Source organism: Azoarcus sp. KH32C (assembly GCF_000349945.1).
Classification (GTDB): Bacteria; Pseudomonadota; Gammaproteobacteria; order Burkholderiales; family Rhodocyclaceae; genus Aromatoleum.
The window spans coordinates 213,522-238,514 of record NC_020516.1 but is presented as its reverse complement, the minus strand read 5'-3'; the positions used below and the strand labels follow the sequence as shown (position 1 = coordinate 238,514).

The following is a 24,993-nucleotide window of genomic DNA, read 5'->3' as shown; positions in this document are numbered from 1 at the left end:
AACCACGATAACGCCATTTATTTTGCACTGCAACATACAAAATGCATCAAAGCGAAACTGTCTTCGCGTAGGCGTCCCACATCGCGCTGCACGCAGCCTCAAACGCCCGCGCCAAGCCCGCGTGGTCCATCAGCGGCGACGATCGCACGAGCTCCCGTCCTTCGGCCCTGACGCGATCCATCAGCGCGTCGTCCGTCAACAGCCGCCGCACGTGCTCTCCGAAACCCTCGGCATCCCGCGCGACGAATTCTGGCAGTCCGGCGCTCTCCATCACCATCGTCGTGAAGCGGCCGGCGTGATGCGCCTGCTCGAAGGTGACGGTCGGCACGCCCATCCACAACCCATGCAAGGTCGTCGTGTGCCCGGACCAGGGTGTCGTATCGAGCATGAGGTCGACGTCCGAATGCAGTTCCAGGTATTCCTCCATCGGCACCGAGCCTCGCAACTCAACCCTCTCCGGCGCGACGCGCCGCCGCGTGAGCCGTTCGAGCAAGGCCGCCTGGGTCGCCGCATGGTGCAGGCCCTGCGCAAGGATCAACAGACGGGCATCCGGAACGCTGCGCAGCGCTGCGCACCACAGGTCGAGCGCCCCGTCGCTGATCTTGCTGAGCCGCGCGACGGAAGCGAACACCGGATAGCCCTTACGCTTCATCGGCCGCCCGGCGGGCAGCGGGGCCCCTGACGGGGGCGTATAGGTCGCGAAGCAGTTCCCGAGACGGACGAGTGTCTCGCTGTAGTGGGCTTCGGTGCGTCCCGGCGGATCGAGGCGCGCGTCGCTCAATACGTAGTCGATCGTCGGCACGCCGGTTGTCGACGCGTAACCCAGATAGGAGGTCTGCACCAGCGCGATCCTGCGTCCGAACATTTCGATCCGGGGCGACGTCATCCCCGCCAGATCGAAGAGGATGTCGACTTGATCGGCGCGGATGCGCTGGGCCGCGTCCCGCGGGTCGCGTGTCGGGTAGAGCTCGATCCAAGCGTCGGCCAGCATCTGGAAGCGCGCCGTGACCTCGTCGCGGTTGGGCGCGTCGAAATAGAGGAACAGCTCGAAACGCTCACGGTCGATGTGCCGCAAGAGGCCTTCCAGAAAGAAGGCCACCGGATGTTCGCGAAAGTCCGGCGAGACGAAGCCCAGCCGCAGCTTGGGGCGCGGCCCGGGCGCGGGCATCGGCGGCGTCAGGGCAGGCTCCGCCGCACAGGCCGCGGCGAGCGCGTTCCCCCAGGCACGGTGCTCGGCGAGGAGTCTTTCGCCGTCGAAGGGCTCCAGATAGCTCAGCGCCGCGAGTCTCGACAGGGTCGCCTCGGGGCGCGGCACGCCTTCCCAGGTCCCGCGCGCCTTGTCGATTTCGCCGAGGGCGAACAGGGCCGTGCCGAGATTGAAACGTGCGACCGGATCGTCGCGCTGAAAGTCGAGCGCACGCGCGGCATGCTCCGCGGCGCCACGATAGTCGTGCAAGACGTGCAGACAGGAACCGAGGTTCAGGTGGAGCGTGTAGTCGCCCGGCCCAAACTCCAGGGCCTTCCGATAGGCGTCGGCGGCTGCCGCACTGTCTTGCAGCCCCTGCCGGGCGATGCCGATCAGCGAATACACTTCGGCGTTGGCCGCAAAGTCCTCCAGATAGGCCTCGAACACCTGCAGCGCCATGTCGTACTGGTCGAGCTGGATGAAGCACCAGCCCATGTTGATCACGGCGGCCGGATGGTCGCCGCCCGTATGCCGGATGGCTTCCGCATAAGCCTTGACGGCCTCCGCGTAGCGATGCAGCGTGGCATGCGCAATGCCGAGGTTGAACCATGCGATCGCGTTCCTGGGACTGATCCGTGTCACCCGCTCATAGCAGTTCAATGCCTGATCGTGGGCGCCGCGCTGACAATAGGCCTGTGCGAGCAGCATCCAGCCTTCCTCGCCTTTCGGGACCTTCGCGACCACCTTCTGCAACTCGCGGATCGCGTCCTGGACGCCGCCGGCGGCAAGCTGGGTCCTCGCGCGCTGGAGCGCCTTGAGAGTGCGTTCTGGATAGGCAGTCATGGCAGGATCGTCAAGGGATGAGCCGTGGATGGAATTCTACTCGCATGCCCGATCGCCCCGTCCTCTTCGCAACCATCCATTCATTCGAATACCCCTTGTCGCTTCTAAAGATTTATCATCTCGGCTCACGAGAGCTCGCGACGCCTTTTCGTTTGTCATGCTGAATGAAACGATCGACCCTGCATTGATTGCGCGTTGCGAACGAGTCGCACACGGCTGTGCGGTCGCCGTGACGGTCATCGGAATCACCGCTCTGCTCGGTTGGTGGCTGCAGGTCGATGTGCTGACAGGGGCGGTCCACGGCTGGGTTCCGATGAAGCCCAATTCCGCACTCGGCTTCATTCTCGCCGGCCTGTCGCTGTCTGCCGCGATGCGCCGCAAGGATGCGTCCGGCTGGCGCACGCTCCACCTCTCTCTGGCCAGTGCGCTGACCCTGCTGGGCGTGCTGACGTGCATCGAACACTTGACGGGCTGGAATCCGGGCATCGATGCCCTGCTCTACGATCCCACGGAACGATCGCACGGCCTTATTCCGACCGCCCGCATGGCCTTCGCGACGGCGACGTCCTTTGTCCTGACCGGACTGGCGCTGCTCGGTATGGACAGTCGCGCCCGCGCGGCGTCGTACGCGGTGGCCCTGGCCGGCGGCCTGATCGGCGCCCTCGCCTTGATGGGCTACGTCTTCGGCATCCCGGCGCTGTTTCGGGCCGACGCGTATTCCAGCGTTGCGCTGCCGACCGCCGTCGCGTTCATCGCGATCAACATGGGCATTCTCCACGCCCGCCCGCGTCGGCGTCCCATTGCGGTGCTGATCAGCCAGACGGTCGGGGGCATGATGGCTCGCCGCCTCCTTCCGCTCGCCGTGACCGCACCCTTCCTGATCGGCTGGCTGTGCATCCGGGGCGAAGTTGCCGGACTCTATCCCTCCGATTTCGGCGTGGCCCTGCTCTCACTGGTCTACGTCGTGCTTTTTGCGACGCTGATCTGGCACACGGCCGAAACCCTGCGGCGGGCGGACCATCAACGGCTGTCGGCCGAACTCGAACGGCGCCAGCAGCAGTTGCAGCTCGCGGGCATCATCGAATCGGCGATGGACGCTATCATCATGGTCGACTCGATGCAGCGCATCGTGCTCTTCAATCCGGCGGCCGAAGAGATGTTCGGGCGCTCGACCGTCGACGTGCTGGGCACCCAGTTGGACATCCTGTTGCCGCAACGCTTCCACGTCGCACATCGCGAGCACCTCGGCTCCTTCCCCGGCGGAACAGCAGACCGCAAGGGCCGCGTCGGTACGATCTTCGGCGTGCGCGCGAACGGCAAGGAATTCCCGATCGAAGCCTCGCTCGCGCACGTTCAGGTGGACGGCGAGAACTACCTGACCGCGATCCTGCGTGACGATACCGCGCGGCGCGAAGTCATGGAGGCGCTGCGCGCAAGCGAGAAGCGCGAGAGCATGCGCGCGGCCGACCTGTCGGCGCTGCTCGACGCCGTCCCGGCGGCGGTGTGGATGGCCCTGGACCCCGAGGCGACGGAGGTGCGCGGCAACAAGCTGCTGTACGAATGGCTGCAGTTGCCCGAAGGCGTCGACATCACGCCCTACCTCCCTTATGGCGACGGACGGAGGAGTATCCGGCTGCTCAAGAACGGCGAGGACATCCCCGTCTCCCAGCTGCCGCTGAAACGGGCGGCGGCCGGGGCCGAGGTGCGCGGCTACGAATACCAGTTGGTGACCAGCGACGGAATGAGCCGCCACCTGCTCTGCAACGCCACGCCCTTGCTCGACGAATGGGGCCGCCCGCGGGGCGCGATTTCGGCCTGTGTCGACATCACCGCACGCCACGAAGCGGAAGTCGCGATGACGACGGCGAGGACCGAGGCCGAGCGGGCAAACAACGCCAAGTCGCGCTTCCTGGCGGCAGCAAGCCACGACCTGCGCCAACCGCTGTCGGCGCTCGCGCTCTACACGACGGTGCTCGAGGACCGGCTCCCGCCGGCCGATCAGCCGCTGATTGCGAGCATGAAGGCCTGCGTGAGCAGCCTGAGCGAACTGCTGACCGACCTCCTCGACCTCAGCAAGCTCGAAGCCGGCGTGATCACCCCGAACGTTTGCACCTTTTCGATCGCGGAGCTGCTCGCGGACCAGATCTCGGTGCATGCCCCCGAAGCCGACCTTAAGGGACTGCGGCTGGATTGCCGACCCGCACGGCGGATGGCACGGACCGACCCGGTGCTGTTCAGGCGCATTATCGGCAATCTGATCGACAATGCCATCCGCTACACCGACCGGGGCGGGGTGCTCGTCGCGTGCCGCCGACGGCGGGGCAAGGCCTGGATCGAAGTCTGGGATACCGGCATCGGCATCGCCGAGGACAAGACCGGCGAAATCTTCGAGGAATTCCGGCAGTTGCACGACGAGGCGCGCACGCGCGGCAGCGGCCTCGGTCTTGCGATCGTCGCCAAGGCGGCCGCCTTGCTCGGGCTCGAAATCAGCGTGCGCTCGCGGCCCGGCCGCGGCTCGGTCTTCGCGGTCGAACTGCCCCTCGTGTATGAAGTCTTCCTGCCGGAAACGGACGCCGAGCACTTTAGCTACCGCCCGCTCGGCATCGGTCTCGTCGAAGATAACCTGCTGGTGCGGGAAGCAATGGCCAGCGCCCTGCAGAACGTCGGCCATCGCGTGCTCGCCGTGGCGACAGGGGCCGAACTTTGTGCAGGACTCGAGGCCTTCCAGCCGGATATCGTGGTCTCCGACTATCGGCTCGCGCAAGGCGAAACGGGCTTCGACGTGATCACGGCGGCCAGGGCCTTGCTGAAGCGGAGTCTGCCAGCGATCATCATCACCGGCGACACCGACCCGAAACTGATGCGCAGCATGGCCGCGCGCGGCATCGTGGTCCTGCACAAGCCGCTCGACATGGAAACCCTGCAGGCCTACTTGCACGACGTGACGAGCGAGGACACGGTGGACGCCGGCTGACGCGCTCCGCGATCCTTGAAAAATTGAGCGCCCGGGAAGTCAATTCCAATACAATCAACGAATCGAAATGATTCGCCGCTGACATGCCCAAGCGCCACATTAGTCGTTCTGCACACCTTGGTTCATTCTTGCTCGCTTGCTTCCTCGGTTCTGCGCTCCACGCCGAGGAGTATGGAAGCATCTACTTCTACGGCAACCTGAAGCACGCCGATCCCAGGCCGACTGCTCATGAAGGCGGAATGGATCTGTTCGGCTTGTCGAAGGAATTGCACTCCGGGCCATATCAGTTCGATACCGGCGTAAAGACCTATGTCGATACTTATGGCAAGCGCAGCTATGCCATATTCAGCAACGTTTCCCACGAGAATTTCCGCTACGGTCTCTTCACCCCGATGCTCGGCCTCACCTGCACCTACAAGGGCGAAGACTATGGCAGCGACAAGATGCAGACATACTGCTTCCCGTTGCCAATGCTCAGAATCGGGCAAAGATCAGGGCTGTTTGCAGACCTCAGCGCGCTGCCACACGTCGGCCACTACACGAACGGCTGGGCTGCGCTGGAACTGGGTTTCAAGTGGTAAGACAGCGGGGTAGGTCGGCGGCGCGCTATCCCCTCACTCGCGGCAGCCCGAGCGCGAAGCTCACGCCGTCCTTAACATTCCGCGCGGTGAGGGTCCCGCTCATCTTCGCCATGTAGGTCTTCGCGACGAAGAGCCCCTGGCCGCGGTTGCCGTGGGCGCCGGCCTCGGCCTGGTCGGAGACGCCGTATTCGAAGATCTTGTCGATGAAGTCCGGTGGAATCTGTGGACCGGTGTTGTGGATCGTGACGGTCGCAGTTGTGTCGCCGGTCTCGAGTCCGAGCGTGATCGGGGTCCCGGGCACGCGGTAGCGGTCGGCGTTGCGCAGGATGTGGGAGAAGACGTCTTCGAGCGGATATTCGTCGGCCCGCACGAGGACCGGTCCATCTGTCCACGTGCAGCGAACGTCGTCGATCCCGGCGTTTTCGGCGACATTGTGCATGAATTCCGCGATATCGAGTGCCTGTACCTGCAGGCTGGAGCTCTGGAAGGCCTCGCTCGGGCTCGCGCTGCCGTATAACACGCGCACCGCCTGCTGCATGCGGCTGATGTAGCGGTGGCTGGGGTCGTCCTCGCTGCGGTGGAGCGCGAGCAGCGACTGCAGCGGCGACATGATCTCGTGGCCGACCGCGTGCCACATGTCCTTTTCCTGTTCGGCGCGGATGCGCTCGCGCTCGGCGTCTTCCTTCACGCGGCGCAGCAGGTCGTCCAGACCGGCCGCGAGCAGGCCCAGTTCATCGCGCCCGCGCAGATCCGCGAGCTCGAAGCGTTCGAGACTGCCGTCCGCGTGGACGCTGCGCGACAAGCCGCGTGTGCGTCCGGTGAGCCGCCCGATGCGGCCGACGATGCCGAGCTCGATCACGAGCCACGCGAGCGCGATCGCCCCGAGCATCGCGCCGACGAACCACGACACGCGCGTCGCGACCGCGGACAGCGTCTTGTTCACGCTGCGCGCGTCGCCCTTCAGCCGCAGTTCGTAGCTGCCCGTCGGCGTCGCGACTTCGTCGGCGAGTTCGACGACGGGTGCGTCGAGGCTTTCGACCGGCAGGCGCCGGATCAGGCGAGTCAAGAGCGGCGAGGTTTGCTCCTGCGCCTCGTCCTTGCCGGAGAGCTGCACGGTCTCGGCGTCCGCGCTTCCGGCCTTGCGGATCGTCAGCGTCTCGCCGGGCAGGAGGAGTGTCGTCAGGTCGTCGAGTGCGAAGGCCGGCATCGCGCCAGCGTCGTGGCTGTCGAAGAGCGCGAGCCCGTCGCCCGGCGGCAGCACTTCGACGCGAACCTGGAATTCGTCGAGATCCGGCGGCGGCCAGGTTGGCTTTTCGCGCTGGAAAAGCGCATCGCGCAGCACCTCGACGGGCAGGCGTAGCGAGAAGAAGGACTTGCGTTCGCAGTCCCCGTCGTTGCGGGCAGCATCGAGGCACTTCCCGCCCTGCCACACCCAGCCGCGGAATTCCTTCACCGGACGCGCGCCTGTGTAGTCGCGGTCGTCCAGTTCGACGTAGCCCGTGAAGCGGCCGCGCACGCCTTCAGCCCGCCCGCCGCCGTTGCCGGCCAGCGGCTCGAACGGTGCAAGCCAGCGATAGGTCTGCCCACGCAGGCTCACCGTGACGCGCAGGCGATGCGCACCGTCGAGGAATTCGTCGCCGATGCGATGGGCTTCGAGCAGGCCACTCGCGAAGGTGCCCGCCGCGTAGATGAAACCGCCCGCCCAGGGGTTGTTGCCGATCGCGACACACAGGCTGCCGGCGTCCTTGTACTGCACGAGGCAGCCCGCCATCTCGACGGCAGTGCGAACCTTGGTCTGGTCGTCGAAATCGATCGCCGAATAGGGCAGCACGACGGGACGGCCGCGCGAGGCGGCCGCCGCGTCCCAGCGCGGGTTGAGGAGCGCGAGCTGGCCGGAGGGATGGCGCAGGCGCGCGACGATCTGTGCCTTGGTCTTCGTGAAGCCCGCCCGGTAGTTGTCGTAGCTGCGCTGCTTTTCCTCCTGCAGCACCGCGACCGCCATCGCGAGCACCGCGACCGCGAGCAGCAGGAAGGCCGTGCGGAAAAGGATGCGCAGGCGGAACGAGGCCAGCCACGCGAGAAAGGCGGACATCGAGCCCCGCACGGAAGCGCTCACGGCGGCCCTCACCGCCCCCGGCCCGCGGGCGCCGGATCCGACCAGCGGAAGCCGCGCATCGGGATGTTCTCGATGCGGTCGAAGTCCTCGTCGAGCTCGCGGAAGGCTTCGCGGATCGTACTGATGTGCTTGCGGATGTTGTCGCGGTTACGGCCGCTTTTGACGACCTGGAAGAGCTCGTCGTAAGACACGACCTCGCCGCGCCGCTGATACAGCGCCAACAGGATGCGCTGCGCGGTGAGCGGCAGGTTCACGCGCTTGCCGCGCCACAGCGGCGTGTTCTGGCGCAGCGGGTCGAGCGAGAGTTCGTCGCCCGCCGGGGCGGCGGGTTTCTCGGCGTCGCGGTCGCGCGAGGCGCGCAGGATTTCGAGGAAGGTGTCGATGAAATCGGCTTCCTCGAAGGTCGTCTTCTGCAGGTAATCCCACGCGTCGAGCGCCTTCATGATGCTGCGGTAGATCGTCGCCGGCATCGCCGACACCACGAGCACCGGCGTGCCGCGCGCACCCTTGTTGATCGCATTGATGATCGCGACGCCCGCATGCCTCTCGCGCCCGAGTTCGATGTCGAGCACCACCATCGCATAGTCCTCGCGCGCGATCGCGGCTTCCGCATCATCGCGGGTGAACCACTGGTCGACCGTGATCCCCGGGCGCGCAGCGAGGATCCACTCCTTCAGCTGGTTGCTGGTCGGAATGTCGTCTTCGATCACGGCGACCCGGGTCATGGCGCGCTCCACCTCATTTAGTGCCGCCAGTATCCGCGTTTTCGCCGCCGCCCGCATGCGCATGGCGTGAAGGTTTGTTCACACCCCGGAACGGCCGCCCCCACCGCCTTACCGAAGTCGCCCCGCGGCGGCATGGAGCGCTCCATGCCCCTCGGAGGACGATGGCATCCATGGAAGACGGCGGTGCGGAACGATCTTCACGCACCGGCCGAGGGGGCGAGCCCCCATCCCGGAAGATCAACGAGAGGAGGACGGCATCATGTCGGAACGTTTCAAGAACATCGTCGAAAACCTGCGCAACTCGCTTGGGAAGTTCTCGTCTGGCGCAGGCACTGCAGCCGGTCGCGTGGCGCAGCGGGCGCATGGCGCAAGGATGGGCATCCTCGCACTGTCGATCGCCGGCATCGGCGCGTACGCGCTCTACACTCATCCCCCGCTCCAGAGCGTCGAGCGCGGCGAAGCGGGCGTGCGGGTGAATGTCTTCACCGGCGGAGTGCGCGAGGTGCGCGAAGGCGCGGTCGTCGTGATTCCCGGCCTGCACGAGCTGCGTCGCTTCCCGTTGCGTGACCAGATCTACAAGCCCGAGGGCGCGGAGAGCGCGGGGGGCACGGCGCCCTTCCAGAGCGTCGAAGGCTTGTCGATCGGGGTCGACATCTCGGTGCGCTATACGCTCGACCCGACCCGCCTCGCCGCGATGGCGCGCGATTTGCCGGAAGACATCGGCGGCCAAGTCGTGCAGCCGGCGGTGCAGGGCGTGCTCTACAAGACGCTTGCCCGCTACACGGTGCGCGAGATCTTCTCGACCAAGCGCCAGGAGATCAAGGAAGCGATCGAAGCCGATCTGAAGCCGCTGCTCGAGAAGGACGGCATCAAGCTGCAGGACGTGCTGATCGGCAAGGTCGACCTGCCGCAGGACTACAAGGCCGGCATGGAACAGCTCCTTGCCGAGGAGCTCGCGACCGAGAAGATGCGCTACACGCTCGAACTGAAGGAAAAGCGCGTCAGGCAGACCGAACTCGAAGCGCTCGCCGACAAGGCGCGGCGCGAGACGGCGGCGCAGGCCGCGGGCGAGGAGCAGATCATCGCGGCGAAGGCGCAGGCCGAAGCGATGAAGCACGTGCTGCCCTTCAAGCAGAAGCAGATCGAGCAGCGCGGACTCGAAGCGGAAGCCGAGAAGGTCGCGCGCATCAAGAGCGCCGAAGCCACCGCCCAGGCGCGCCAGATCGAGGCGGCGGGCGAAGCCGAATCGCGCCGCAAGTTGGCGGATGCCGAAGCCTACCGCCAGGAGCGCATCGGCAAGATCGCCAGCGAGCAACTTGCCCGCGACGGCGCGCTGATCCAGAAGAACCCGCTGCTGATCCAGAAGACGCTCGCCGACAAGCTCTCGGACAAGATCTCGGTGATCATCGCCCCGCCCCCGGCCGACGGCGGATTCATCGGTGCGACGCTGCTCGGCACCGCCGGCCGCGCCCAGCCCACGAACCACACCGAAATGATCGACAACGTGCAGGAAGGGGAATGACCATGCTCGCGACCGCACTCACTGTCATCGCAATCGTCACCCAGGACCAGGCCGCGTTGCGGGCTGCACCGCGGGACTCCGCCGCCCAGCAGGCGGTGCTGTGGGCGGGCGACAGCCTCGAGATCCGCGGCGAAAAGGGCGATTACCTGCAGGTGTACGACCATCGGCGCGAACGCGCGGGCTACATCCCGGCGAGCCAGGTGCGGGTGCAATCGCTCGCCCCGGAAGCGGCACCGGAGCTGCTGACCGTCGTGCGCTTCCTGAAGGATTCGGCGGGATCGGAAGCGCTGGGCATCGGCTACGCCGCAGCCTACCTGAAGGCTGCGCCGGCGCAGGCGATCGACAGTGAGGTGTTCGATGCGCTGGGCACGATGTCCGAGCGCCTCGCCCGCCGCGCGAGTGCCGGCCGGCCGGGCAAGGCCGGCGAGATCGTCGCCGCCCAGCTCGAAGTCGCCGCGACCTACGGCGTGAATATGGTGACCTTCGAGCGCGACGGCCAGATGCAGCTGTGCAGTGACGGCGATGCGCATCGGCGCGTGCTCGCGATGCCGGCGCCCGAGTCCCGCAAGGCCGCGGCCGCGCTCGCGCTGACCCGCCACGATTGCGTCGCTCCGGCGCTGACGCCGGTCGAACGCTACGCACTCGACGTCTGGCGTGCCGATGTGCTCGACCGCGTGAAGCTCGAAAACCTGGCCGAAGTGACGAAGAACCGCCTCCACCTGAGGAAGGCCGGCGTGTGGGCGAGCCTCGCGTGGCAGCGTTCGCGCCGCCCCGAACTGGGCGCGGGGGCCGTGCAGGAAGCGGGCCGCCGGGCGATCGACGAGCTCGCCGCGGTGAACAAGTCCGAACTGATGGAAACGGACGCCGCGGCCTACAGCGATGCTGCGATCCGCGTCGGCGCTTCGCGCTGGGCGGCCGAGCCGGGATTGCCGGCGGGGCCGACGAAGGCGACCGTGAGCGTGATCCTCAGCGCCGGCCAGCCCGGCGAGACCTGCGTGCATCTCGTCGATGCGGCGCACGACGCAACCCACGCGTTGCTGACGCGCTGCACCTACGGCATCGTCTGGCCCGCGTCGGCGACCGCCAACCGCCAGGGCACGGCGCTCGCGCTCGCGGTGCAGCCGCTCGACACCTGGCGCGAGATGTGGGTGTTCCGCCACGACCCGGACGGCTGGCATGTCGAGGTCCTGCCGCCCGCCGTCGATGCGCCGCGCCTCGGCTATGTCGAATTCGCCGGCTGGGTGCCGGGCAACAGCGAGATGCTCGCCGCACGCGAGGCTAGAGTCGACGGCCGCTACGCGCAGAGCTTCGAAGTGCTGTCGCTCGCGACGCTGGAGACGAAGAAGCAGGCCGACAAGGTCAACAACCTCAGCACCTTCTACCGCTGGCAGGATCCGGCGTGGAAGGCGCAGACGGTGAGCGTGCGCTGAGAACGGGGCGCTCTGACGATAGCCGCTAGGAGCGGCTCCCGCTCGGAGGCCAGGGAGCGAGCAGTGCCGGGGTCGCCATGTCGGCCGGAGTCCCGACATCCTTGCGCGCCGCGCCGCGCATCGCCGACGGCGGCAAAGGCATGCCGCGCCGGTCGCTGTAATCGCGGCCTTGCGGCTTGCCGCGGCGTTCGATGCGTCCGAGGGCGGTCGCGCACCCCGCATCCAGCGCCGCGACACCGGCCACGGTTGCGATCGCGGCCACCGCGGTGCGCGAGTCCAGGCGCGAACGGTTGTTGAGGCCCAGCGCGGCCGCGTCCATCGCATTGCCGGCCACGCGCACCCACATCCACGGAGCCGGCCGGCGCGCGGCGAGGATGCCGATGCCGGTGACGATCTCTCGCACCCCGCACGCGCGCACCATACCTTCGCGACCACGCATGCCGGTGATGCTCGCAACGGCGCGCGGCATCAGCAGCTCCGCAACGCCGAGCCCGATGCTCAACCAGCCGAGCCGGCGGGCGGTCGACCGGGCGAGGCGGGGACGACTCACGGAAGTTGTGACAGTGTCCATCGCATTCATCCTCCAGTAGCGGGGTCAGGGGTCAGGGGTCAGGGGTCAGGGGTCAGGGGTCAGGGTGTGAGGATCACCTTCACGCAGCCATCCTTCTTGTCGCGGAAGGTCTTGTACATCTCCGCGCCGTCCGCGAGCGAAGCCCGGTGCGTGACGACGAAGGAGGGGTCGATCTGGCCCTCGACGATCCGGTCGAGCAGGTCGCCGGTCCAGCGATTGACGTGCGTCTGGCCGGTGCGCAGCGTCAGGCCCTTGTTCATCAGTACCCCGATAGGCACCTTGTCGATGAATCCGCCATAGACGCCGGGGACGGACAGGATTCCCGCCGGGCGGCAGGCGTAGATCATCTCGCGCAATACGTACGGCCTGTCCGTTTCGGGCATCACGGCCTGCTTCGCCCTGTCGTACAGCGAGTCGAGCGCGTGCGTCGCGTGGGCCTCCATGCCGACCGCGTCGATGCATTTCTCCGGCCCCTTGCCGACCGTCAGGTCCTTGAGCCGGTCGGTGACGCTCTCGTGATCGAAATCGATCGTGATTGCCCCGCCGGCCCGCGCCATCGACAAGCGCTCGGCGACGCGATCGATCGCGATCACCTGCCGGGCGCCGAGCAGGACGGCGCTGCGGATCGCGAACTGCCCGACCGGGCCCGCGCCCCAGATCGCGACGGTATCGGTCGGCTGGATGTCGCACTGCACCGCCGCCTGCCACCCGGTCGGCAGGATGTCGCCGAGAAAGAGCACCTGATCGTCCGTCATCCCGCTGTCGACCTTGACCGGACCGACGTCCGCAAAGGGCACGCGCACGTATTCCGCCTGGCCACCCGCGTAGCCGCCGGTGAGATGCGTATAGCCGAAGAGCCCCGCTGTCGCGTGGCCGAACAGCTTTTCGGCGAGCGCCTTGTTGCGGTTGCTGCGCTCGCAGACCGAAAAATTGCCGCGCCGGCACTGTTCGCATTCCCCGCAACAGATCGTGAAAGGCACGACGACGCGGTCGCCGACCTTGAGCCGATGGTCCGCCGAACCGACCTCCACGACCTCGCCCATGAACTCGTGGCCGAGAATGTCGCCGGATTCCATCCCCATCATGAACCCATCGTACAGATGCAGGTCGGAACCACAGATCGCGCAACTCGTGACCTTCACGATCACGTCGCGGGGATCCTCGATGCGGGGGTCGGGAACGCTGTCGTAGCGGACATCCTTCTTGCCATGCCAGCACAGTGCTTTCATCGGCTGCTCCTTCGACTTGCCGCAGGGCCGGGGCCTTGCCGCGGCGGTCCGGACCCCGCTTCGGGCGAACGGTGCAAACGCCGTTCCTGACGGGATGGCCCGCCTCTCCCCGTCGCGATCAGGCAGGAGCGTTGTAAAAGACACATCGAGGATGTCAAATCGTCCCCATGGAACATTCGCGGAACACCGAACCAGGAGCGGACAAGATGAAGATTGCGGTGATGGGCGCCGGTGCCGTCGGTTGCTACTACGGCGGCATGCTGGCGCGGGCAGGAAACGAGGTCGTCCTCATCGGGCGGCCACAGCACGTCGAGGCGATGCAGCGCGACGGGCTCTATCTGGATGCGCAAACCTTTCGCGAGCACGTACGGGTCCACGCGAGCACCGACGCGGCGGCCGTGCGCGGCGCGAAACTGGTGCTGTGCTGCGTGAAATCGACCGACACGGCGATCGCGGCGAACGAAATGGGCCCTCATCTCGACCCGGAGGCGATCGTGCTGAGCCTGCAGAACGGCGTCGACAACGCCGAGCGACTACAGACCCAGCTCGGGCGGGAAGTCGGCGCGGCGGTCGTCTATGTCGCGACCGAGATGGCGGGGCCCGGCCATGTGAAGCACCACGGCCGCGGCGAGTTGGTGATCGGCCCGTCGAAGGAAAGCGCGCAGCTGGTCGCGCTCTTCGGTGAAGCCGACGTCCGCGTCGAGGTCTCGGACAACGTCACCGGTGCGCTGTGGCGGAAGCTGGTCCTCAATTGCGCCTACAACGCGCTGTCGGCGATCACGCAGCTGCCCTACGGGCGGCTCGTCGCCGGCGACGGCATCGAAAGGGTGATGCGCGACGCCGTGCAGGAATGCCTCGACGTCGCGTGGGCCGAAGGCGTCACGGTGCCCGGGGACTGCTGGGAATCCGTGCAGCGCATCGCGCAGACGATGCCGACGCAGTTCTCGTCGACGGCGCAGGATCTCGCGCGCGGCAAGCGCAGCGAAATCGATCACCTCAACGGCTATGTGCTGCACCGGGGCGAAGAGCTTGGCGTCGCGACGCCGGTCAATCGCGTGCTGTACAGCATCGTGAAGCTGCTCGAAGCGCGCCGCGCGGAGGCGACGACCTAGAAAACGGGCCGCGCTACGAGCGCCTGTCGGATCTTCGTCTTTCGGAACGCCGATCGCCATACGCGCCCGGCGCGGCGCTGCGCGCCTTGCCGCGCGAGCCCGGGCGCCGTTTCGCGTCGCGCCGCCGTCCGTGCTGGCGCGCGAGCATCTCGTCGACCGTCTCGGACATGCTGCGCGCGAGCGACACGGCCGCCTCGGCATCCGGGTAGTAGTCCGGCAGCCGGTAGCCGAGCCACGCGTAGGCCGAATACTTCTTGCACGCATCCTCGGCCGCCTGCAGCGCGTAGCGCCCTTCGCCGATGGGCTCGATCGCGAGGTGCGAGCTCTTCTCCTTCGACAGCGCCCGCGCCCAGGTCTGCCACGCCTGGTTCAGCGATTCGACGCGCGTCGACACCGGCACCAGCGACAGCGTGAAGCGGTGTTCGAGCGACAGCGGCAGCGTATCGAGCCAACGCGCCCGTTCGATCTGCTCGGTCAGGTCACCCGGCAGGAAGAAGTCGTCGGTGAGGTCGATGTTGCGCGAGAAGAGTTCCAGCAGGCGCGCGAGCCCACGCTCGCCGGTCGCGGCGGAGATGCTTTTCACGTGGTGCAGAGAGGGCGTGACGTAGAAGCCGCGGTTCGACAGCGGGTCGGCGGGCGTCTTCATCAGGCGGCCGATGATGCGGTGGGTGTGCTCGTCGAAGCCCGCGACGAGGCCGGCGTCGTGGATGCCGAAGCGCCCGGCGCGGCCCGCGATCTGATGCGTGAGCCAGGGCGCGAGGATGTCCTCGGAGATGCCGTCGAACTTCTTCGCGGTCGAGAACACGACGCGCGCCACGGGCAGGTTCAGCCCCATGCCGATCGCGTCGGTCGCGACGACGATGTCGGCCTCGCCATCGCGAAAGCGCTGCGCCTGCGCGCGGCGAACCTCGGGCGAGAGGTTGCCGTAGATCGTCGCGACGCGAAAACCCGCCTCCGCGATATTGGTCGCCCAATTCAGCACGTCGCGGCGCGAGAAGGCGATCACCGCATCGCCACGCTTCAGTTGGCCGATGCTGCCGACCTCGCGCGGCGCCATCTCGAGCGGCGACTTGCGTTCCAGCGTGCGCACTTCGAGCTCGCAGCCGAGCCGCTCGGCGAGCGCCTCGATCGCCGGACGCGCCGACAGCGCGCCGAGCAGGAACACCGTCTTCGCCGCCGCCCCGCACACCGCCGCGGTCCATGCCGAGCCGCGTTCGAGGTCCTCCAGCATCTGGATCTCGTCGATCACGGCGACTTCCACGGGGCGCGCCGTGTTGAGCATCTCGATCGTGCTCGCGACGTGGGTCGCACCCGGCGTGAGGCGACGCTCTTCGCCGGTGATGAGGCTCACCGCGACGCCGCGATCCAGAAGACGCTCGTAGTTTTCCAGCGCCAGCAGGCGCAACGGCGCCAGATAGACGCCGCTCTCGGCCTTCGCCAGCGCCTCCATCGCGGCGTGCGTCTTGCCCGAGTTCGTCGGTCCGAGGATCGCGATGAAGCGACGCCGCATCATGAACGCCGTCTCGAAGGATTCGGGATAGCGCGTCAGCTTTACGGTGCCGCGCAAGGTCTCCGCCTGCGCTTCGACACGGCGGCGCCCCACCGCTTCGGCGAGCCGGTCCTCGACAATCTGGAAGCGCCGGCTCGCGAGTTCCTTGCCGGTCTCCAGCGCCCGCAGGAAACGCGCGGCGTCGAGCCCTTCAGCCTCCGCCCGGCGCACGACGCTCGCGACGAAGCCGCGCACGTCGGCCTCGAACTCCGCGATCGACTCGGCATGCAGCCGCTCGCGCACCAGCGCGAGGTGGCGGTCGGGCGTAAGCTTGCGCCACTTCTGGATGCGCGCGAGCACGCAGCGCACGGGCACCAGCCGATAGGGCTGCCGCCGCCCGTCCGCCTCAACCTCGCCGGCGACCTCGATCGCGACCGCGCCTTCGTTGTGCACGAGGCGCGCGTTGAAGCCTTGCAGATAGGCATGCAGTTCGCGCGCGACGTCGAGGAGCGCGTCATCCGCCTCCGGGTCCGGTCCGGCCGGGATGACGGCTTCGGGGTCGATGAGGAAGTTCTCGTCCAATTCGCTTGTTCCAGGCGTCAAAGGAGGGAGGGTCTCATGCCTGAGGGCTTTCCGGATAGCAATCACAATGCCTGTAGGCGATCTTACTCAATCCCTTGCGGCAGGCTAGGCTTCTTTCGTTGCATCGGATTGCTCACACCTTCACCGATGGAGGAGCGATGATGGCCATCACTGCGCGGGACGCCAAGGCGCGTCAGCTGGCGAAGATGAAGCGGGTGGCCGGCGGGCTGCTCGCGGCCGCCGCGGGGCTGTTCGTCCTTGCCCGGCTGCAGCATGGCGCCGGGATCTGGGGCTGGGTCGCGGCCTTCGCCGAAGCGGCGATGATCGGCGCGCTCGCCGACTGGTTTGCCGTGGTGGCGCTGTTCCGGCGGCCGCTCGGGCTGCCGATTCCGCACACCGCGATCATCCCGTCGAACAAGGTGCGCGTCGGCGACAACCTGGCGGCCTTCGTGCGCGACAAGTTCCTCGCGACCGAGACTCTCGTCCACAAGCTGCGCGCCTTCGGCCCGGCGGACCGGCTCGGAAGCTGGCTGCGGCAGTCGGACAACGCTAAGCTCGTCGCGGACAAGCTCGCGGTGGCACTCGCGGGCTGGCTGGACTTCATCGACGACGCGCGGGTGCGCAGCCTGATTGCCGCGGGCGTGCGCGAGCGGCTGAAGGAGATCGACGTTTCGCGTGTGGCCGGACAGGTGCTCGATACGCTGACCGTCGACAACCGCCACCAGGAACTGCTCGACCTGGGCCTGCGGCGGCTCGCGCACTGGCTGGACGACGAGGACGTGCAGGCGAGCTTCGCGACGATGATCATCGAGATCGCCGGCAAGGAATATCCGAAGACGCTGCGCGCAGTCGGGCTCGTGACCGATACCGAGGAGTTCGCGCGCAAGATCGCCGCGAGCATCGTCAAGGGCGTCAACGGCTGGATGCACGACATCGGCGACGACCCGGAGCACCCGCGGCGGCGCGCCTTCGACGAGATGGTCGCGGAGTTCATCGACCGCCTGAAGAACGATGCCGATTTCGCTGCGCGGATCAACGCCGCGAAGCTCGAGATCCTCACGCACCCGGTGCTCGCGCATTACCTCAACGGCCTGTGGGACGAGTTGAAAGCCTGGCTGAACGAAGACCTGGATCGCCCCGAATCCCACCTGCGCCAGCGCCTCGCCGGCGCCGCGAGCGCCTTCGGAGCCACGCTCGCCGACAACCTGGCACTGCGCACCTCGCTCGACGACCACCTCGAATCCGCCGTCGTTGCGCTCGCCGACGATTTCCGCGACGCGCTGTCGCACCACATCGCCTCGACCATCAAGAGCTGGAACGACGACGATCTGGTACGCGAAGTGGAACTCGCCGTCGGCCGCGACCTGCAGTTCATCCGCGTCAACGGCACCGTCGTCGGCGGCGGCATCGGGCTGCTGCTGCATGCGCTGACGCTGCTGGTGGCGCGCGCGTCCTAGCGCTCAGGCGGCCTGGACCTGCAACAGCGCGTCGAACCCCTCGATCGGAAGCGGCCCCGAAAAGAGGTAGCCCTGCGCGTAGTCGCAGTCGAAGCGGACCAGCATGTCGCGCTGCGCTTCGGTTTCCACCCCCTCGGCGATGGTCTTCAGGCCGAGCTTGTGCGCCATCACGATGATCGCCTCGGTGAGCGCCTTGTCGGCCGCATCCTCGGCCAGATTGCCGATGAACGAACGGTCGATCTTCAGGAAATCGACGTCGAACTGCTTCAGGTAGGACAGCGAGGAAAAGCCGGTGCCGAAATCGTCGATCGACACTTCGACGCCGCAATTGCGAAAATCGAGCAGGCGGCGCTTCACGGTCGGCGAATCCTTGATCAGGATGCTCTCGGTGATTTCGACCGTGATGCTGTGGCTGGGCAAGGACAGGGTGCGCAGGCGCTCCATCCACCGATTGCCGGCCAACTGCTCGGCAAACTGCAGCGGCGACTTATTCACACTCACCGGAATCAGCCGGCCGAAAGCCTCTTGCCAGTGGGCGACGGCATCGATGGCCCGCTGGAACACCCACTCGCCGATTTCGAGGATCAGTCCGGACTCTTCGGCCAGCGGGATGAAGTCCATCGGGCTGACCATGCCGCGCGTCGGATGCCGCCAGCGCAGCAAGGCCTCGGCCTTCACGATCCGGGCCGTGGAGGCGTCGACGATGGGCTGGAAATAGACGACCAACTCGTCGCGCGTGAGCGCGTGCCGCAGGTCGCTGGTCAGGACGCGCTTTTCCTCGGCCTTGCGCTGCATGCTCTCGGTGAAGTAGGCGAATCTGCCGCGGCCCTGCTCCTTGGCGAGATACATCGCGCGGTCCGCGAGCTTCATCAGCTCCTCCAGGCTCTCCGCATCGTCGGGATAGACCGTGATGCCGACGCTCGCCGAGATGTGGCCGCGATCGCTTCCGAGCTCGAACGGTGCACTGAGCTCCATGATGATCTGCTGCGCGATGCGCTCGACCGCGACCACCCCCTGGAACTCCGGGACGATCACCGTGAACTCGTCCCCGCCCAAGCGGGCGAGGGTGTCAGTGTCCCGCACGCACAGGCGAATGCGCCGCGCCGCTTCCGCCAGCAGCAGGTCGCCCTTGTCGTGCCCGAACGTGTCGTTGATTTCCTTGAAGCGATCGAGATCGATGAAGAGCAGCGCGAGCGGTTTCCCCGTGCGGTGCGCCTTCTTGACCTCCTGCTCGAGGCGGTCGCGGAATAGGCGGCGGTTGGGCAGGTCGGTCAGCGGATCGAAATTCGCCTGATGCCAGATCAGCTCGTCCTGCAGCTTCTTTTCGGTGATGTCGGAGAACTGCGCGACATGTCGGAAGACGCTGCCGTCGAGGCTGCGGATGACGCTGATCGTGACCCACTTTGCGATCAGCTGGCCGTCGCTGCGACGATCCCAGACTTCCCCCTGCCAGCGCCCGTGCTCCTTGATCGCCTGCCAGAACTGCCGATAGAACTCCTTGTCGTGCAGGCCGGACTGCATGATCCTCGGGTCCTTGCCCTCGATCTCGGAGAGCTCGTAACCCATCAGCCGGGTGAAGGCGTCATTCACATCGACGATGCGGTTGTGCTCGTCGGTGACCATGATCGCTTCGCTGCTCGACCGGTAGATCTGGGCGGCGAGCTTCATCGACTCCTCGACCTGCCGATGCTCGCTCTCGGCGCGCTTGCGCTCGGTGATGTCCGAGGTGATCCCGACCAGGTAGGCCGGTTCGCCGGCGGAATCGTAGATCGGTTTCTTGACGGTGTGGCCGATGCGGTTTTCCTGCAGCGTCGAGTTCCAGTACTCCTCCTCGAACTCGATCTGCGCGCCGCCGCGAAAGACTTCCCTGTCCTTCTCGAGGAAGACCTTCATCTGCTCCGGAGGGAAGAACTGCGCGCCATCGGTGCCGCAGATTGCCTCGCGCGGGATGCCCCACTGCGCCTCGCAGGCCCGGTTGATCAGTACCACGCGACTGTCGCGGTCCTTGATGAATACGGCAACCGGAATCGCGTCGAAGATTTCCTCGAAGTCATGGTCGAGGAAGCCCGTGTCGCGAGAAATCCGGCGTTGATCCATCGCACCACCCTTGTTCCGGATCGAGTGAACCGCGCCCAACTCGTCCTGAAGCTTAGGATAGACGTCCGCCGTTCATTCGCCAAGCGCACGGCTCAAGGGTTTCGGGCATTCGGGCGCGGCCGGGGTCGGCCGGGAAGACGGCAATCGGAACGCGGGGCTGCACCGCAATCGGCACAACCCCGCACATCCGGCGCGGCACCTTCTGGCGCTCTGCGCATCTCCCCCTCCTCATTGCCCGGCCCTGCTTTCTCCTCCGCGACGACTGCCGCGCCGCTAGTTGGAGAGCAGTTTTCTGAAGCGCCGTTCGACCGCCGGCGAGGTCGCGACGATATCCACCTTGTCCTTACCCATCGTTTGCATCATGCCCAGCATATGTACGCCACACAGGTCGATCTCCTCCACCGCCGACAGATCGACCTGGACGGGCTTGCGCCGTCGCATCGCGCCGATGATCCGATCTTCCATTTCGTTGGAGAATTCCAGGGTCATGTCTCCTTCGAACACCAGGCGCGAAACCTCACCCCCTTCAACCAATGTCACTCGCATCGAATGTTCCTCCGCCCTCTTGCCGTTCTTGTCGAGTGCTTCCCGGGATCGCCGGCCCGCACTCACTTGTTTTGGAAGTCGCGATGGTACGATTCTCGGTCGGTCGGCGATATCATTGAATATGAGTATTTCATCTACCCGAATGCCTATTTCAGGCAGTCCATGCGGTATGCATGAAGACGACGTCGAGTCCGCGCCCGCAAAAAGCGATCCCGACCGCGCGGAGGGCGTCACGGCAAGCGCAAGGCATATCGATTGCTGATTCCACACGCCGGGCGACCCCGGAGCCTTCTACGTCGAGGACATGTGCAATGGAACTTTCCGGCTTGCGGGCATGAATGCACGACGGTCAAAATGGATCGGCGCCTGGTTCGATCTCGCGCGTAGCACTGCGCGCGCGTCGGCACGCGTCCAGCGCGCGGCGGGCAAAGCCACGGCGAAGCGCGCTACGCCGCTCTTGAAGAAGGCGGCGACGCAGATATTGACCGGCGTCGCCTCGCCTACGCAGGCGCCTTCGACGCGCGCGGGCGGCCGCTGGGAGGAAGGGCGTTGGGGTCTCGGGCCGATCGCGATGCGCCGCTATCGGCTCTACCTTCCGCCCGGCCTCCGGCGCCCCTTGCCGCTCGTCGTGCTGCTGCACGGCTGCGGCCAGGATTCGGCAAGCTTCGCGGCCACCACCCGCGCCGCGGCGAACGCGCGTGCCGGCCGCTACGCGGTGCTGCTGCCCGAACAGGCGCAGGAGGCGAACCCGCATCGATGCTGGAACTGGTTCGGCCACGAACACGTCGTCGCCACCGAAGCCGCGATCCTGAAGACAATCGTCGATCACGTCTGCAGCACGCACCGGCTGCGCGCCGACCAGGTGTTCGGCCTGGGCCTGTCCGCCGGCGGGGCGATGGCGCTGACGGTGGCGCTGCGCTACCCGTCGCTGTTCGCCGCCGTCGGCACGCATTCGGGCGCGGTGCCGCACAGCGCGTCGAGTCCCTTGCAGGCGGGCCAGGCGCTGCGCGGACGGCGCCAGCCGCATCACGACCCGCTCCGTCACCGGCTCGCGGGCCGTCGCCTGCCGCCGCTGATCGTGATCCACGGGGACGCGGATCACGGCGTCGCGGACACGAACGCCGACGCCTCGGTGCGCCTGTGGCTCGAGCTCCTCGCGCCCGCCAAGGCCATGCAGGCTCGCCCGCGACAGGCCCAACGCGGCAAGCGCCATCCCTACACGGTGACCGACTGGAAGCACGGCGGGCACACGCAGGTGCGGCTGATCCGCGTCGCCGGCCTCGGCCACGCCTGGAGCGGCGGAGCGGCGCACCAGGCGTTCTCGGATCCGCACGGCCCCGACGCGCTGAAGCTCGCGTGGCGCTTCTTCGATGCGGCGGTGAAGTCCGGCTGAAGCGGCTACGCTCCGCCCCTTTCATCCTGCCGTGCGGCAATGCCCATGCGGTACGGGCGCTGTGCTCTATTCTTACTGACGTAGGCAATCCGGAGGGACCGATTGAAACCTGAGGCCAGCTTCGAAACTCGAGTCCTGATCGCATTCGTCGCTGCGGTGCTGGTGGTCGGCGTGCTCGGCATTACCACCTGGAAATTGTCGAAGGATGCTGCGGAAGCGGAACACCGGCTGACCCGCAGCCATGACGTGCTCAGCAACCTCGCCCAGGCCAAGGCGAGCACGGTCGAGATCGAACTGAGCACGCAGAACTACAGGCTTTCGGGAAATCCGGCCCATCTCGAACAACGGGACACGCTGATCGCGGCCCGCGAAGCCAGTCTGCAACGCATCAAGCAGCTCACGGCCGACGAACCTCGGCAGCAGGAACGCTGGCAGCTGTTGCGCGAAGTCGTCGACGAGCGCATCGCGATTTCGCAGCGCGTACAGATGCTGCGCAGCACGGAAGGAGTCGATGCCGCGAACGCCTACGCCGCATCGGCGCCGTTGCAGGAAACGCGTGAACGCGCCTACGGCCTGATGCGCGACATGGACGCGGACGAGAACCGCCAGCTGAAGGCGCGCAATGCCGAGCAACAACGCACCGACAAGGTCCTGGCGTCGGTCGGTGCCCTGCTTGCGGCGTCGCTCTTCGCGCTGCTCGCGGCGAGCTATTCGCTGATCCGCCGGCAGTTGCGGGAGTCGGAAGCCATCGAGCGACAGGCCCGCCGCACGATCCTCGAACAGAACGAGTTGCTCGAACAGCACGTGCGGGAGCGGACGGCACAGTTGCGCGACAGCGAAGATCACCTGCGCAGCGTGATCCGCAACGTCCCGGCGCTGATCGCCTACGTGGACGCCGAGCAGCGCTACGTCTATGTGAACGAGCAGTATCGGGCGCGTTTCGCGTCGGATCGCCCCGACATCACCGGTTGCACCGTCCGCGAGATCCTCGGCGAGGAGCGCTACGCGATCGCCTCCCCGATCATCGCGAAAGCCTTGCTGGGCGAGCCGCAGAGCTACGACTGGCAGCCCTTCCCGGGCGTCTGGCAGCTCATCAGCTATGCGCCGCGACGGGATGCCGACGGCGGCGTCGCCGGCTACTACGTGCTCGGCACCGACATCACCGCACGCAAGGAAGCCGAAGAGCGGATCCGCAGCCTCAATGCCGATCTCGAGCGCCACGTGTACGAGCTGGAGCATGTCAGCCGCGCGCTGCGGACGCTGAGCGCGGGCAACCGGACGATGCTGCGTGCGACCGACGAACAGGAGCTCCTCGACGGCATGTGCCGCGCGATTGTCGAAACCGGCGGCTACGACACGGCGGTGGTGTGGTACCGCCTTCACGACCCGGCCCAGTCGCTTCGGGCGATGGCCGAGAGCGGCTATCCCGGCGGCCTGGCCGGCGTGCGCGCATTGACGGCCACCTGGGCCGACAACGAGCATGGCCGGGGCGCCGTCGGAACGACGATCCGCAACGGACAGACGAGGGTCGTGCGGGACATTGCCAACGACCCGAACTACGCCCCCTGGAGGGCCGCAGTCCCCGCCTACGAATCGGTGATCGCCTGCCCCCTGCAAGTCGGCGGCGAAGTGATCGGCGCACTCGCGATCTACGATGCGGCACCGGACATCTTCGGCCCGGACGAAGTCGTGCTGCTCACCGAGTCGGCCGACGACCTCGCCTTCGGCATCGCCACGCTGCGCGTGCGCGCCGAACAGCAGAAGAGCCAGGAGGCGATGTACCGGCTGACGCACTTCGACACCCTCACCGGGCTGCCGAACGAGACGCAATTCACCGCCGCGATCAACGCCGCGCTGGAATCCGGCAAGCAGTCCGACGCCCCCTTCGCCGTGCTGCAGGCCAACATCGAACGCCTGAGCGAAATCAACGACGCGCTGGGTTTCCGGCACGGCGACGACATGCTGCGCGAATTCGGCACGCGGCTGCGCAGCGCGGCCCCCGCATCGGCGACGGTGGCGCGCCTTCGCGGGGACGAATTCGCCGCGCTGCTGCCCGCGGGCGACGCAAGCGCCGCGCTCGCGCTGGTGAGCCGCCTGGAGCAGGCGCTGGCGCCGCCCTTCCCGATCGCCGACATCGCGCTCGACGTCTCCGCCCGCATCGGCGTCGCGCTCTTCCCCGAGCACGGCACCACCGCGCACGACCTGTACCGCCACATGGACATCGCGGTGCAGGTGGCGAAGAAGAAAGGGCTCGGCCACGTCATGTTCGATCCCGCGCAGAACCCGACCCAGGCGCGCCGCCTGACCCTTGTCAGCGAGCTGCGACGCGCGATCGAGCACGGCGACCTCCTGCTCTACCTGCAGCCCAAGGTGGAGCTCGCGAGCGGCCGCGTCTGCGGCGCCGAAGGGCTGGTGCGCTGGAAGCACGCCGAACGCGGCATCATCCCGCCCGGCGAATTCATCGAACTGGCCGAGAACACCGGCCTGATCAAGCCGCTCACCGAATGGGTGGTCGAGACGGCGATGCGCCTGAATCAGCAGTGGGCACGGCAAGGACGCGAACTGCCGATCGCCGTGAACCTCTCGGCCCGCAACCTGCACGACGAAAAGCTGCTTGAGAAGATCCGCCATTTGCAGGCGGCCTATGGCGTCTGCGCCGGCCTGTTCGAAATGGAGATCACCGAAAGCGCCGTGATGGAGGACGCCGAGTTCGCACTGCACGTGCTGCACGGCCTGCGCAACGAGGGGATCCCGCTTTACATCGACGATTTCGGCACCGGCTACTCCTCGCTCAGCTATCTGCAGAAGCTGCCGGTCGAGTACATCAAGATCGACCAGTCCTTCATTCGTGACATGTCGAGCCGCAAGGACTGCGAGCTGATCGTGCGCTCGACCATCGACCTGATCCACGACCTCGGGCGCAAGGCGGTCGCCGAGGGCATCGAGACGCGCGAGAGCTGGGACCGGCTCGCCGAACTGGGCTGCGACGTCGGCCAGGGCTACTTCATCGCGAGGCCGATGCCGCCGGAAGACTTCATGGCCTGGGCCGAGCGCTTCCCGGCGCACGCCTGGACCGTTCCCTCAGCCTGATGCGGAAAGATTTACAGCACAATTCCATATCACCTGCCGCCGGACATCTG

16 protein-coding genes are annotated in these 24,993 nt (G+C 66.9%); 8 read left to right on the top strand and 8 right to left on the bottom strand.

Annotated features, from left to right (window positions below):
• Nucleotides 1-46: 46 nt before the first annotated feature.
• The gene (locus AZKH_RS01070) at nt 47-2,029 is read right to left on the bottom strand and encodes a glycosyltransferase family 41 protein (protein ID WP_015433867.1); all 1,983 of its coding nucleotides are present in this window, start codon (nt 2,027-2,029) and stop codon (nt 47-49) included.
• A 229-nt stretch (nt 2,030-2,258) separates the two neighbouring features.
• Here AZKH_RS01070 and AZKH_RS27145 point away from each other — a divergent pair, with 229 nt between their 5' ends.
• On the top strand, nt 2,259-5,003 hold the full coding sequence (locus AZKH_RS27145; protein WP_172642445.1) for an ATP-binding protein: 2,745 nt from the start codon (nt 2,259-2,261) through the stop codon (nt 5,001-5,003).
• An 83-nt stretch (nt 5,004-5,086) separates the two neighbouring features.
• Nucleotides 5,087-5,584, top strand: coding sequence for a hypothetical protein (locus AZKH_RS01060; protein ID WP_015433865.1), 498 nt, complete (start codon nt 5,087-5,089; stop codon nt 5,582-5,584).
• 25 nt (nt 5,585-5,609) lie between these two features.
• Here AZKH_RS01060 and AZKH_RS01055 read toward each other — a convergent pair whose 3' ends face one another.
• A complete protein-coding gene (locus AZKH_RS01055) occupies nt 5,610-7,700 on the bottom strand; it encodes a HAMP domain-containing sensor histidine kinase (RefSeq protein ID WP_197538744.1) in 2,091 nt (696 codons plus the stop codon).
• 8 nt (nt 7,701-7,708) lie between these two features.
• On the bottom strand, nt 7,709-8,425 hold the full coding sequence (locus AZKH_RS01050) for a response regulator (RefSeq protein WP_041655789.1): 717 nt from the start codon (nt 8,423-8,425) through the stop codon (nt 7,709-7,711).
• Between the two features lie 259 nt (nt 8,426-8,684).
• Here AZKH_RS01050 and AZKH_RS01045 point away from each other — a divergent pair, with 259 nt between their 5' ends.
• Both AZKH_RS01045 and AZKH_RS01040 read left to right on the top strand, forming a co-directional pair.
• Nucleotides 8,685-9,947: a prohibitin family protein gene (locus AZKH_RS01045; RefSeq protein WP_015433862.1), complete on the top strand. Its 1,263-nt coding sequence runs from the start codon at nt 8,685-8,687 to the stop codon at nt 9,945-9,947.
• Nucleotides 9,944-11,377 (top strand): hypothetical protein, encoded by a 1,434-nt coding sequence (locus AZKH_RS01040; protein ID WP_015433861.1) that lies wholly within the window; start codon nt 9,944-9,946, stop codon nt 11,375-11,377. The genes AZKH_RS01045 and AZKH_RS01040 overlap by 4 nt, the downstream gene beginning before the upstream one ends.
• Before the next feature lie 25 nt (nt 11,378-11,402).
• On the opposite strand, the gene AZKH_RS01035 is transcribed toward AZKH_RS01040, so the two are convergent.
• The gene (locus AZKH_RS01035; protein WP_015433860.1) at nt 11,403-11,948 is read right to left on the bottom strand and encodes a hypothetical protein; all 546 of its coding nucleotides are present in this window, start codon (nt 11,946-11,948) and stop codon (nt 11,403-11,405) included.
• A 59-nt stretch (nt 11,949-12,007) separates the two neighbouring features.
• Nucleotides 12,008-13,177, bottom strand: a complete 1,170-nt coding sequence (locus tag AZKH_RS01030) for a zinc-dependent alcohol dehydrogenase (RefSeq protein ID WP_015433859.1) — start codon at nt 13,175-13,177, stop codon at nt 12,008-12,010.
• A 206-nt stretch (nt 13,178-13,383) separates the two neighbouring features.
• Here AZKH_RS01030 and AZKH_RS01025 point away from each other — a divergent pair, with 206 nt between their 5' ends.
• Nucleotides 13,384-14,289: a ketopantoate reductase family protein gene (locus AZKH_RS01025; protein WP_041655787.1), complete on the top strand. Its 906-nt coding sequence runs from the start codon at nt 13,384-13,386 to the stop codon at nt 14,287-14,289.
• 13 nt (nt 14,290-14,302) lie between these two features.
• Here the strand turns inward: AZKH_RS01025 and AZKH_RS01020 are convergent, their stop codons facing one another.
• Nucleotides 14,303-16,360: a helicase-related protein gene (locus AZKH_RS01020; RefSeq protein WP_015433857.1), complete on the bottom strand. Its 2,058-nt coding sequence runs from the start codon at nt 16,358-16,360 to the stop codon at nt 14,303-14,305.
• 158 nt (nt 16,361-16,518) lie between these two features.
• On the opposite strand from AZKH_RS01020, the gene AZKH_RS01015 reads away from it, so the two are divergent.
• Nucleotides 16,519-17,817 carry a DUF445 domain-containing protein gene (locus tag AZKH_RS01015; RefSeq protein WP_015433856.1) on the top strand — a complete coding sequence of 433 codons (1,299 nt, stop codon included), beginning with the start codon at nt 16,519-16,521 and terminating at the stop codon, nt 17,815-17,817.
• 3 nt (nt 17,818-17,820) lie between these two features.
• Here AZKH_RS01015 and AZKH_RS01010 read toward each other — a convergent pair whose 3' ends face one another.
• Together AZKH_RS01010 and AZKH_RS01005 are read right to left on the bottom strand one after the other, a co-directional pair.
• Nucleotides 17,821-19,914 carry an EAL domain-containing protein gene (locus AZKH_RS01010; RefSeq protein WP_156822018.1) on the bottom strand — a complete coding sequence of 698 codons (2,094 nt, stop codon included), beginning with the start codon at nt 19,912-19,914 and terminating at the stop codon, nt 17,821-17,823.
• 273 nt (nt 19,915-20,187) lie between these two features.
• Complete coding sequence (locus tag AZKH_RS01005) at nt 20,188-20,460, bottom strand: STAS domain-containing protein (protein WP_156822017.1); 273 nt, start codon at nt 20,458-20,460, stop codon at nt 20,188-20,190.
• 334 nt (nt 20,461-20,794) lie between these two features.
• On the opposite strand from AZKH_RS01005, the gene AZKH_RS01000 reads away from it, so the two are divergent.
• On the top strand, nt 20,795-21,853 hold the full coding sequence (locus AZKH_RS01000) for a PHB depolymerase family esterase (protein WP_015433853.1): 1,059 nt from the start codon (nt 20,795-20,797) through the stop codon (nt 21,851-21,853).
• Nucleotides 21,854-21,955: 102 nt separating this feature from the next.
• The gene (locus AZKH_RS00995; RefSeq protein ID WP_015433852.1) at nt 21,956-24,943 is read left to right on the top strand and encodes an EAL domain-containing protein; all 2,988 of its coding nucleotides are present in this window, start codon (nt 21,956-21,958) and stop codon (nt 24,941-24,943) included.
• The last annotated feature ends 50 nt before the right edge of the window (nt 24,944-24,993 follow it).

Coding starts and splice junctions, on each gene's coding strand:
- AZKH_RS01050 (WP_041655789.1), bottom strand. CDS start 8,425: ATGACCCGGGTCGCCGTGATCGAAGACGACATTCCGACCAGCAACCAG.
- AZKH_RS01030 (WP_015433859.1), bottom strand. CDS start 13,177: ATGAAAGCACTGTGCTGGCATGGCAAGAAGGATGTCCGCTACGACAGC.
- AZKH_RS01045 (WP_015433862.1), top strand. CDS start 8,685: ATGTCGGAACGTTTCAAGAACATCGTCGAAAACCTGCGCAACTCGCTT.
- AZKH_RS01015 (WP_015433856.1), top strand. CDS start 16,519: ATGATGGCCATCACTGCGCGGGACGCCAAGGCGCGTCAGCTGGCGAAG.
- AZKH_RS01040 (WP_015433861.1), top strand. CDS start 9,944: ATGACCATGCTCGCGACCGCACTCACTGTCATCGCAATCGTCACCCAG.
- AZKH_RS01000 (WP_015433853.1), top strand. CDS start 20,795: ATGAATGCACGACGGTCAAAATGGATCGGCGCCTGGTTCGATCTCGCG.
- AZKH_RS01025 (WP_041655787.1), top strand. CDS start 13,384: ATGAAGATTGCGGTGATGGGCGCCGGTGCCGTCGGTTGCTACTACGGC.
- AZKH_RS01070 (WP_015433867.1), bottom strand. CDS start 2,029: ATGACTGCCTATCCAGAACGCACTCTCAAGGCGCTCCAGCGCGCGAGG.
- AZKH_RS01060 (WP_015433865.1), top strand. CDS start 5,087: ATGCCCAAGCGCCACATTAGTCGTTCTGCACACCTTGGTTCATTCTTG.
- AZKH_RS01035 (WP_015433860.1), bottom strand. CDS start 11,948: ATGGACACTGTCACAACTTCCGTGAGTCGTCCCCGCCTCGCCCGGTCG.
- AZKH_RS01005 (WP_156822017.1), bottom strand. CDS start 20,460: ATGCGAGTGACATTGGTTGAAGGGGGTGAGGTTTCGCGCCTGGTGTTC.
- AZKH_RS01010 (WP_156822018.1), bottom strand. CDS start 19,914: ATGGATCAACGCCGGATTTCTCGCGACACGGGCTTCCTCGACCATGAC.